Source organism: Archangium sp. (genome assembly GCF_036388035.1).
Taxonomy (GTDB): domain Bacteria; phylum Myxococcota; class Myxococcia; order Myxococcales; family Myxococcaceae; genus Archangium.
Map to the genome: position 1 here is coordinate 1 of NZ_DASVSO010000101.1, position 10,220 is coordinate 10,220.

At 63.5% G+C, this 10,220-nt stretch carries 9 protein-coding genes and 1 pseudogene; 5 read left to right on the plus strand and 5 right to left on the minus strand.

Annotated features, from left to right (window positions below; translation table 11 throughout):
- The 3 genes and pseudogenes from VF697_RS04530 to VF697_RS04540 form a co-directional block, all read left to right on the plus strand.
- Positions 1 to 370 (plus strand): annotated as a pseudogene (locus tag VF697_RS04530) (hypothetical protein); the annotation flags it as partial.
- 200 nt (positions 371 to 570) lie between these two features.
- Positions 571 to 1,548 carry a DUF932 domain-containing protein gene (locus VF697_RS04535; protein WP_331092241.1) on the plus strand — a complete coding sequence of 326 codons (978 nt, stop codon included), beginning with the start codon at positions 571 to 573 and terminating at the stop codon, positions 1,546 to 1,548.
- A 312-nt stretch (positions 1,549 to 1,860) separates the two neighbouring features.
- Entirely contained in the window at positions 1,861 to 3,171 is a 1,311-nt protein-coding gene (locus VF697_RS04540) for a DUF6602 domain-containing protein (RefSeq protein ID WP_331092242.1), read from the plus strand.
- A gap of 672 nt (positions 3,172 to 3,843) precedes the next feature.
- Here the strand turns inward: VF697_RS04540 and VF697_RS04545 are convergent.
- The 3 genes from VF697_RS04545 to VF697_RS04555 form a co-directional block, all read right to left on the minus strand.
- Positions 3,844 to 4,347 carry a hypothetical protein gene (locus tag VF697_RS04545; protein ID WP_331092243.1) on the minus strand — a complete coding sequence of 168 codons (504 nt, stop codon included), beginning with the start codon at positions 4,345 to 4,347 and terminating at the stop codon, positions 3,844 to 3,846.
- Positions 4,348 to 4,565: 218 nt separating this feature from the next.
- Positions 4,566 to 4,700, minus strand: coding sequence for a hypothetical protein (locus VF697_RS04550; protein WP_331092244.1), 135 nt, complete (start codon positions 4,698 to 4,700; stop codon positions 4,566 to 4,568).
- Positions 4,701 to 5,281: 581 nt separating this feature from the next.
- Positions 5,282 to 5,971, minus strand: coding sequence for a hypothetical protein (locus VF697_RS04555; RefSeq protein ID WP_331092245.1), 690 nt, complete (start codon positions 5,969 to 5,971; stop codon positions 5,282 to 5,284).
- Between the two features lie 392 nt (positions 5,972 to 6,363).
- On the opposite strand from VF697_RS04555, the gene VF697_RS04560 reads away from it, so the two are divergent.
- Positions 6,364 to 6,822 (plus strand): hypothetical protein, encoded by a 459-nt coding sequence (locus VF697_RS04560; RefSeq protein ID WP_331092246.1) that lies wholly within the window; start codon positions 6,364 to 6,366, stop codon positions 6,820 to 6,822.
- Positions 6,823 to 7,268: 446 nt separating this feature from the next.
- Here VF697_RS04560 and VF697_RS04565 read toward each other — a convergent pair whose 3' ends face one another.
- Positions 7,269 to 8,285 (minus strand): hypothetical protein, encoded by a 1,017-nt coding sequence (locus VF697_RS04565; RefSeq protein ID WP_331092247.1) that lies wholly within the window; start codon positions 8,283 to 8,285, stop codon positions 7,269 to 7,271.
- Between the two features lie 473 nt (positions 8,286 to 8,758).
- On the opposite strand from VF697_RS04565, the gene VF697_RS04570 reads away from it, so the two are divergent.
- Positions 8,759 to 9,142 (plus strand): helix-turn-helix domain-containing protein, encoded by a 384-nt coding sequence (locus VF697_RS04570; RefSeq protein ID WP_331092248.1) that lies wholly within the window; start codon positions 8,759 to 8,761, stop codon positions 9,140 to 9,142.
- Here VF697_RS04570 and VF697_RS04575 read toward each other — a convergent pair.
- The coding region (locus VF697_RS04575) for a hypothetical protein (RefSeq protein ID WP_331092249.1) at positions 9,107 to 10,220 on the minus strand (1,114 nt) is incomplete at its 5' end. The two genes, VF697_RS04570 and VF697_RS04575, sit on opposite strands and share 36 nt — an antisense overlap.

The window sequence follows — 10,220 nt, forward strand, 5'->3', positions numbered from 1 at the left end:
CTCGCTCCTGGCCGAGCTGCTCGCCAACCACGATCTGCCAGATGAAGAGACGCAGCGGATGGCCCCCCACTGCATCAGCGCCCAGCTCGCGCTCGTCAACGCCCGGCTGCGCCATGTGGGCCGGGTCATCCGGGGCGAGGAGGATGCGGAGACACTGTGGGCTCCGCACAACGCCATCAACCCCTCGCCCCGTCCGGGGGATGACGGAGACATGCGGCTGGTGTCGGGGTCTTCCCCTCCTCTCGCTCGGAGTATGCGGAAGACGGCCGAGCGCAAGCCCCAAGCAAGGCGGGCGGTGAGGAAGAGGCCGGAGAAGGCGCCCACGGGGGAGGACACACCACCAGCTCCGCCCGGACCGGCAGCGCCGTGAGTCCGGCCCGTCAAAAAGCCGCGTGCTCCTCGGCATAAGGCTCGTGGCGGAGACGTGTCCGCCGACGCGCTGGCAATCCGGCCAGTGCGCCTTCCTCCAACAACCCCAGCTCGGCGCACCGCGAGGTGACGGACTCGAGTTTTCATGGACCGGGCCCGAGCGCCCGAGGTGCGCCTTCTTCAACGAAGGGAAGGAGCACCATGTCGCACGACATCAGCAAGATGGTCTACGTCGGAAAGGAGCCCTGGCACGGGTTGGGCACCGCGCTCCCGGCCAACGCCGACTACGACACCCTCGTCCAGGCCGCTGGCTTCTACACGGCGGTGGAGCGGCCCGTCTTCTCGCCGCCCATGGTGGAGGCCATCCCGGACAGGAAGGCCCTCTTCCGGGAGGACACGGGCGAGTACCTGTCCACCGTCTCCAAGGGCTACGAGGTGGTGCAGTTCGCGGAAGTAGCTCGCACGCTCGTGGAAGCGGCAGGCGGAGTGCGCTGCATCTTCCACACGGCGGGCACCTTGGGCCGCAACGGCGTGCGCGGGTGGCTGCTCGGCGAGTTGCCCGAGCCGCTGCTCGTCCGGGGCGACAAGAGCCCCATCAAGCGGTACGTGCTGGGCTACTGCGGCCATGATGGCACCACCGCCATCACCCTCAAGAACGTGGCCACGCGTGTGGTGTGCCAAAACACCCTTGGCGTTGCCCTCTCGGAGAAGGACGGGGCCGAGTGGCACATCCCGCACACCACCAGCGCCAAGGTCCGGCTGGAGGAAGCGGGCCAAGCCTTCCGACTCCTCGTGGAGGGCTACGAGCGGTTCGGCGAGCTGGCCAACCACCTCGCCGTTCAGCCCTTCAACGAGCACCAGCTCCAACTCGTGCTCAACCGGGTGATGCCGCTGCCCGACGACGAGGCCAAGCACCCACGCATCACCAACGCGCGCAACAAGGTGGTGGAGCTGTTCCACACGGGCACCGGAATCGAGGGCGACATCCAGGGCACCGCCTGGGCGGCCCTCCAGGCGTTCAGCGAGTGGGCCGACCACCACCGCCACACCCGAGCCGTCCAGGGCAGGAAAGTGGAGACGATGCGGTTGGAGAGCATCTGGATGGGTAAGGCCGCCGCCATGAAGCGCCAGGCGCTCGCGGCCATCGCGGACACCGCCCAACTCCGGCTGGCGGCGTGAGTCGGGGAGAGGAGGTGTCCCATGAACTGGCTAGGAAAGGTGCTGCGCTCACCCCTCGCGCGGGACGTGGCCGCCGCCATCCTCACGGTGCTGGCCCACGCACTGAGTAGGCAGCGGTACGCGCAGTAGCGGTAGAGGGGGCGAACTTCCAGTCCACGATGGGAGTTCGCCCTCTTCCTTTATGTCTCTTCCTCGGTGCCCACCTCGGATTCGTGTTCTCAAGGTAGAGAGCTTGCTTAGAGAGCATCCGGACGTGACCTCGTACCGAACGGCTGACGCTGGGCCCTGTTCTTCACGTAGTGGGGTGAGTCGATGATCCGAACCGTCGGTGACATGATGGACAACTTCCTCGCCTCCGAGAGACGACTCCTCGACGCGAGCCCGATTACACATGGGCCAACCATCGGCGACATGTACGAGCAACTCACACGCGACGCGCTCGCCGTGTCCGTGCCGCCCGAAGCACGCCTTGAGGTAGTCGCGGGCTTCATCAGGGACCGCAAAGGCAACTTGAGCGGCCAGCAAGATTGCATGCTCGTTACAGGACCCGGCGAGAAGGTTCCACGCACCAATGCCAGGATCGTCGAATGCGATGATGTCGTCGCGGTTCTCGAAATCAAGAAGACACTTCATCAAAAGGGAATTCTCGAAGCGGTTACATCACTCGGGAGCGTCCTCGACCTCGACTGGCAACCAGCGTGGCCGTTTGGGGACACCCTCAAGAACTGCTTCCGGCGCATCTTGCAGCACCCGCTGCCGCCATCGGAGGAGTTCGTGTCAGAGGAGATGCGGGCTCTCTACAACGTGCTGGAGCACGATGCCGCTCTCCCTCTTCGGATTGCGTTCGGGCACCACGGGTTTCGGTCCGAGAAGGGGCTGCGAGACGGAGTCATCAGCATGCTGAGCGACCACCAGCAGGACCGCTCGTTCACTCCGGTGCGGCTACCTAACCTCGTTGTCAACCAGTACGTGGCAATGGCCAAGACGACGGGGCATCCGTGGTATCTCCCGAGAGATCCGAGCACAGGCTCCATGTATCTGTTGGCGACAACCGGCAACCGTTCTACGGCGACCGTCCTGCTCGATCAAATCTGGTGCCGACTCCACGCCCGCGGGCTAGTCGAACCCTACTTCTTTTCTCCTGATCGAGGGCAGGAGTCCTGGAATCCGCTCGTGGCGACGCGGTTTATTCCTGGGGCCAGATGGGAGTATCAGGTGCTCACCGACATTCCGCGAGCAGCCTCGGCGGCGCTGGACATGCCCCTCGAACCTGCGGAGATTTCCGAGAACCAGATGCACGCCATCGTGTTCATCAGCACGATGGGGTCTCTCGATGACCGCATTTTCGAGGGCCGGACACCGTCACAGCAGGAAATGCGGCGCGAGTTGCTGCACCTCCAAGAACTGGGATTGGTCGGTCCACGCCTGGATGAGCCGAACGTGTGGGAGTTCCTGATTCCCACGATTGGGTTCGAAATGACGCCGGAAGGCAAGCTGTACGCGGGCGAGAACACCGCTGGACAGCTCACCTACGTGGGACTGAAACGCGCAGGCGTAACCCCTGATAAAGTGTTCTGGATTCGAGCGAAGCGCCCCGACGATCCCGACAGTGCTGGTGATTAGGTGACCCGAGAGCTGCAAGCCGGACACTTCCCGAAGTGCCCCACGAAGATTTGAAGTGCCGGGAGGCACTCCACCCCTCGTGCGCGAGGAGCGAGAGGGCGAACACAGGGTACGGCCATCAGTAACCCATGGGCGAAGCTCGTCAGGGACCGCATACCGGGAGCAGCCCGCTGAGAATCCCCCCAAAAAAATCTTGAGAGCCCCCATCCCCCGGAGGCTCGAAGAAGGCCGGGGGGCTTGCAGGTGGACCTACGACAAGGGAACCCCTGTCCCCCCTTCCCAGGGGGGCTCACCCGGATTCGATAGCCCTACCGATTAGCGAGCCAGGGCGAGGAGGTCCGGGAGAGCTGTCAGAACGAACATCAGCCCGCCACTGCCCTACTCCGTCGCCCCACTGGCTGGGCCAGGACCGAACTTCGCCAGAAGCTCCTGGACCTTCTTGTCGTCCCCAATCCAACCGCTGGTGTAGCTCGTGGAGGCCCACAGCCCGCCACGCGCCCACCCGCTCGGGGACAGCGCCTCTTCTTCAGCTCCTTCACCGTCGCCGCCAAGGACGGGCTCTCCTCCTCCGGCCCCGACTCCTCGCCTGATTGAGGGAGCAGGCTGGTCGCCACCTTCGCGCCGCGCCCCTGCCCGGACTGGCTCGTCCGCCAGGGCCGACACGTCAGGGCTTCAAAAGCCGCGTGCCCTGAACTGACGCTCCCACTCCTCGCCGTACACTCTCTGAAACACGCTGAGAAACACGTTGATCCGGCCCTCGAATGTCTCCCGCGTCAGGTCCCGGCACGTCCTTGCCTCCCGGTAGCCCTCAAGGATCGCCGCCGCGTCGCGGCCTCCCTCCTGCGGATCGCGGCTCATATGAAGCCGCCCCTCCAGCGACAGGCCTCGCATCTCGAACCCGAACCGGCAGTACCACCTCGCCAGGGCGAAGAGATCTGGGTCTCCCCGCTTGCGCGTCGGATCCGCCTCGAGCCTGAGCTTCACGCCGAGATCGTCGACGACCGCCAGCAGTTCAGCCATGAACTTGGTTCCGACGCCGTGCGGCGCCCCCTGCGGGATGGAGAGCATATCCAGGACGACCCCGTCCCAGCCGTCCACGTTGAGCTCGGTCTCGTGGAACTGGAAGTTGCTCCCGGGCGGCAAGGTCCGACCCAGCTTGCGGAAGCGGGCCTCCATGGAGCTACTAACGTGGCCATTCAGCACGGCGGCACCCCCAACGACACTTCAGCCTTTGCGCAAGGCCGGGCAGGCAAGCCCCTGTCATGCCTGTCTGGTGAGATAAAAACTCCCTCCCCCCACAAGATTCGTGAACTTGTGGCGAGAGGGAGCGGCTCGGTGGCCTTGGGAACTACGGGCCTAGGGCAGCCCTAGGCGCATAGCGGCTTGCGCCGATTTCAACGGCGCTTGCGGGGCTTGGAACGGCTCCCGCCGCTCCCATCGTCCCCGCCACCATGGCCGATGAGCAACGACCAGACGTCGCGCCCCACCAGCCCAGCGATGAATCCAATGAGTATGGGTTCAAGACTCATGTGTGCGTACCTCCTTCCTTGAAGGCAGCACACACACACTGGGTGCCAGCCGCGAGTGCATGAGTGCTCCTTCAGCAGTCAACCGCCACTTCGTCGACCTTGCAGAAGAATAGAGCAGCTCTCGGGAAAGGGCAGGGGGGGCTCTAAACCCGCCTCCACCCGATTCGCACTCAACGGGTTCGACTGCTAAAAAAGCGTGACCATAGACCCCAAACGTAAGGACGTGTAAAGTCAGGTCATTGCCAACCCAGCCCCGCAAACATCTGAAACCAATAGGGATTTTACGGGAGAAGCTCGGATTGTATCCTCCTAAAACGACTCTGCTCAACAAGCCATCTCTCGACAGTTAGCACTCGTCAAGGATGAGTGCTAAAGGCGGCTGTCAAAGGCTTCTAGGGCTGGTTGTTGAAGGCTTCTAGGGCTGGTTGTTGAAGGCTTCTAGGGCCGGTTGTCAAAGGCTTCTAGGGCCGGTTGTCAAAGGCTTCTGGGGAGGGCATTTTGGGATTGCCAGCCGCGAGTGCATGAGTACTCGCTGCGGGAGTGACTTCCCTCTGGTAGGGAAGTCACTCCCACCTTTCACCCTACCTCACTACCCGTAGCTTCACGCGCAGCTCTCTGGCATCAGCCGGGTTCTGGGCCTTCACGGTGGCCACCTGGACGCGGAGCTGGTCGAGGAGCCCGAGCTGCCGCTGCATGGCGGTCTCCAACAGCTTGCGGTGGCGCTCCAGTTTCCGCAGGTCCGCGTCATCCAGCAGCAGCACCTCGGCGGCCAGGCGCTCGCGCACCGGAGCCAGCGCGGCCTTGTCCTCGGCCAGCTTCGCGGAGAGAGCCCCCTTCAGCACCTTGGCGGCATCTCCCAGGGCTCGGTAGGCATCCGGCAGCATGCGTCCATCCTTGGAGGTGTCCCGGGCATGGCCAAGCGAGAAGGCGAGAGGCTGCATCACTGCCTCCGGCAGTTCCGGCACCTCGTGGACGATCTTCATGGTGCCTTCCACGGCGGCCAGCAGGGCGTCGGTCTGCGCCTCATCCTGCGGCACTGGGCAGGCGTCCGCGATCTCCACGAAGGCGCTCACAGCCTGGAGTGCCCGGTGGGTGAGGACGAACCTCTCGAACTCGGGTGTCTTCTCCAGGGACTCCTCCAGCCGAGCGAGGCTTCGACCGTTCTCCAGCTTGCTCAATCGCTCCAACTTCCAGGCCGTATCCCCGAGCTGCGCCACCAGGGTGGCCTCCGGCAGGCTGGTGGGCCCCAGAGTGGAGAACCACGAGTCCAAGTGCGCCTCGTACTCGGCGGCATCCTCTCCAGGTAGGAGCAGATGCTTAGCGCTCAGACCGTGGCGTAAGGAGTTGAACGAACTCCTCGCCTTCCCCTCGGGGCTTTTCGGACCACCACGCTTCTTGAATTCGTTGATTGCAGACCTGGCAGTCTGGACAGCAGCACGGACGGAATCAGTCATACGAGAATTGTCCGGCCGATTCTCCTTCTGTGGGAAGGACAACTTTTTGCCAGCAAGCAAGACGAACAATGAGCCTGCCGGCCCACCTGCCGTCCTGCCGGGCTTAAAGGAAAAATCGTAGCACCTTGATGCCTGCGAACTGCGACACGGCGGGTGGGATCATGTCGGAAGGACTAACGAGTGCATTGGCGACTGCGGGTGTCACCGCGGTGCTCACCGCCCTCCTTACCCTGAGCGTTCAGCTCTTCCTGGAGCGCACTAAGCAAACGAGCGCCCTAGCGACAGAGATTACGAGAGCCCACATCGAAGCCATCAAGCGGGTATTCGCCGCCGCCTACGAGTACCGGGGAGCTATTGGCGATGTGGAGAGCGACATCATCCACCCAGAGGCCAGCGTAGGCGGAGAGATGGAGAAAGCGGAAAAGCTACTCGGGGAACTCAAAAAAACGGTAGCTCAGGAGCGTTTCGCACTAGGAAAGCGCTTCTTCGAGAAGGCTCAGGAGTACACATGGGCCAGCGAGGCAACACTGGGTGAACTCCGTGAGAGGGAAGTCCTCGGCAATCACTCGAAACGTATGGACTACCTGCTAGAGGGACTTCACGCCCTTGCACCAGACCTGGACCTTCTCCCCTCTCGACTACTTACCCGCCTGAAACTTAAACGCTGATGCTATCTTGCAATTTCAGGTTCATTCACAGGAGACGCTCCCCCTCTCCTGCTTCAGGTGATAGCTCAGTCGAGATCAGATAGTATCCTGTAAATCCTTTGACTCTTTCTCTTCGAGAGAGGGAGACGCTGTTCCCTCCCTCTCCTCATTTACCTCCTATATTATCATGTAATTACATCAATTATAGGAGTAGAAGAGAACCCGAGAGAAAGCCGAGGGTTCTCTCGTTGAGAAGAAGGCAGAGGAATTCCAACATACTATGCGCCCTGGAAGGGCTCGTCCGAGAAGGGAGAGGAGAACATCCTCGACAAGGAAAGACTGGAGGATCTGCAACATACTAGATGCCCTCGACGGGCTCTCCTCCGCTCCCTCTACTTGCTCCTCGACAGAGGAGAAGTCCCCAGCCTTACAACATTCAAGGGACCTCCTCCGCTTGGCTCTCGGAATCACCCTGCCGGCCTCACCAGCCCCGTCCCTGTGAACGTCAACCCGAGGGTTTTGGCGGCCTCCTGCTCGTCGTAGCGGCCATCCTCCAGGACGAGCTTCAACCTGTAGGTAGCCGCCCTCTTCCCTGCGCGGTGCCCCGCCACCTTCTCGAGGACATGCTCCAGCAGCAGCGGCTTCAACAGGTGCTGGTACGTGGAAGCCCCTCGAATGGCGTCCGAATTGGTCTTGGCCCCACGCAACCAGGTCGAACGCCAACGGACGTGGTAGGCCCCATCCTCGGCAACCCACTTCATACAGGCTCGGATCCTCTGCATGGCGCGGAAGAAGTAGAAGGCCATCATGGGCCCATGAACCCGGGCGATGTCCTCGGCGAGCCGCATGTGCTTATACGAGAGCTTGGCGAAGAAGTTTTCCGGAAGCGCGTTGAGCTCGCTGTGGGTATGGGCCCGGAGCAGCCTCTCCAGGCCTCGCAACGTGCTGGCGTGCCGAACGCCGGAAGCAAGAGCCCACCAGCGGATGCAGGTGTGGAGATCGAGGTTGTGGTCCGGACGCTCCACCACCAGCCGTAGGGAGTAGTCCTGAAGGAGCACCCCCACCCGTTCAAAGAAGGGCTTGCCCTTCGTGAAGAGGGTTCCCCAGACGAGCAGGAGTGAGTTCACGTCAATACTCCTGTTCTGCTCGGCCACCCCTACCAGCGACTGGCGCATGTTGAAAAGGGGGTGACGAGGGTGGATGCCCAGGTCCAGGCTCTCCAGCCAGTTGGACTCCGCATCCGATATGTCGTGCGTGGCCAGGAACCGGGAGATCGCCGCCTCTTGCCAGAAGGCGTTGTAGAAGTGGGTGCCAAACCCGTGCTCGCAAAACCTGACGAGCTCCTGGACGTTGGAGATGTTCCGGATCCCACCGTCGATGTACCCGATGAGCGGGTAGGCATCCAGCACGCTGCCAGTGGGCAGTTCCAGCAGGCGATGGAGAGGAGGCTCGTCCCCTGGGTTGTTCTTGGTTCTGAGGTTCATGGTGTCGCTCCAAAGCTCCCCACCTCCGGAGGAGCATGAGTAGTTCAAGGGGTGTGCTGCCCCCGTCTTGAGGGATGACGATGAAGTTCTTGCCAGATGAAGAGGGGGCCGGTTCCTCGCTGGCTACCCAGACCCAGGACGACCAAGGTGACGAGCTGGCCCCTGCCAATCGGCGCGGTGTCACCAAGAAGCTTAAGCGCCGGAAGTCGGGGAGCATCAGCCCACCCCCTCCTGTGCTCCCGCCAGAGTACAAATGCCCCATCAGCCCTGCCGGAATCTCCGACAGAAATCCCTTGGTCTGGGTAGTCGACGACCGTGGGAGGTGGTCCGTGTACTCGCGCCCGGCGCACTGCCTCTCGGAATCCCGGCCCACGGGATGGGTCTGCCGAAGATGCACGGAACGATGGAGATGGCAGCCGTACAAGTTCCCAACGGAAGCCCAACTGGACGACCCCTGTCTTGAGTGCGGTGCGGTGCTCGACATCCAAGAGCGGGCCGTGGAGGTGCAACGCCAGCTTCTTGCCCACCTTGCAGGCAGACCTTCCGCACTGGCCGTTCCAGGCCCGGAGCCATCCCCAGCGAGCAGCGGGCCGGGCCTGACCTGTACCGTGAAGGAGGCGGCGGCCCTGCTCGGGTGTGGGACTACCAAGGTCTATGAGCTTCTGAGTCATGACCAGCTCGTGGCCTCGAAGATCGGCCGGAAACGCCTGGTGCTCCGGGCATCCGTGGAGGCGCTGCTGCAAAGAGGAGGAATCGGGTCCACGCCGGAGCGTCCGAAGAAGGCAGCTCCGGCGAAGACCCAGGCCAAGGATGCGAAGGCCCTAGCGGCTGCCATCTCGAAGCTGCCGCTCAAATAGCGAGATGGGATCCTCCGGGTGCTCCAGCCGGATGGGGAGCTGAATCATGGGGGGCACCTTCACGCCCTCGTAGAACTTCTTGGTCGTCACCGCCGACTGGTGCCCGATGGTGGCCGCGATGCGCGTCAGCGGCACGCCCCCGTCCACCGGACGCACCTCGGTTCCACACTCGGCGGCCCAGGTGACGAAGGAGTGGCGCAGCTCGCCCATGCGCAGCGGCTCCAGTCCCACGGACTTCGCCGCGCGCTTCACCACTTGGCGAATCCACCAGTCCGCCGGAGCCGAGCCCCTGGCCTGGAGGCGCATGGCCGCCGCGAGGGCCTGGGCATCCACGGACTGGACGTGGACCCGCCCCGACTTGTGGATGAAGGTGATGGTGCCCGCGATGGCGCCCTGCCCTTGCAGCACCTTCACCTTCCCCTCGCCGCGAGCGAGCCGGTCAATCTCGGTGCCGTGCATGCCGCACTTGGCGTGGAGCATCAGCACGTCCCGCACGCACTGCACCTCGGTGACGCGGCCCGTCCCCTTCCACCCGTACTTGGCCGACTCCCACCCGCTGATGGCGGCGTAGATGCGCTCGACGTCGCGCATGGAGTAGCCCTTGTCGCGGAGGGCCTTCTCGGGCCGGGCCGGTGGCACCTTGAGCGCGAGCGTGGCGTCCTCGGCGGTGGTGAGCACCGCCTCCTCCTCGCGGAGCCAGGAGCAGAACGCCTTGATGGCCGCGATCCGATGCCGCTTGGCCGGGATGTCCCCCGCCTCCGCGTCGAACCAGCCGTTGAGTGCCTGCTTGAGGTCCTGGAGACGGAGCTGCCGCAGGTCCTTCCCGTAGAGCACCTCGGCCCACTGCGCGAGGTAGTGGAGGACGTTCTTCCGGTGCCGCTCGGTGCGGCCCTGGCTCTTCAGGTAGCCGAGGAACCTCTCCACGGTGGGAAGGTCCAGGAGGACCGGCGCGTTGCCCGGTGTGGTCTCCTCGGCGGCCTTGGCCTCCTGGGCACGGGCCACATAGGCGGCTGGGTCCCTCCGGAAGAGGGCCAGCTCGGCAAGCGCATCCTTCTCGTTGCCCGCCGAAAGCCTTGTG

Bases quoted from the DNA above. Each gene is read 5' to 3' on its own strand.
- VF697_RS04565 (WP_331092247.1), bottom strand. From the start codon at position 8,285: ATGAACCTCAGAACCAAGAACAACCCAGGGGACGAGCCTCCTCTCCAT.
- VF697_RS04550 (WP_331092244.1), bottom strand. From the start codon at position 4,700: ATGAGTCTTGAACCCATACTCATTGGATTCATCGCTGGGCTGGTGGGG.
- VF697_RS04540 (WP_331092242.1), top strand. From the start codon at position 1,861: ATGATCCGAACCGTCGGTGACATGATGGACAACTTCCTCGCCTCCGAG.
- VF697_RS04545 (WP_331092243.1), bottom strand. From the start codon at position 4,347: ATGGAGGCCCGCTTCCGCAAGCTGGGTCGGACCTTGCCGCCCGGGAGC.
- VF697_RS04535 (WP_331092241.1), top strand. From the start codon at position 571: ATGTCGCACGACATCAGCAAGATGGTCTACGTCGGAAAGGAGCCCTGG.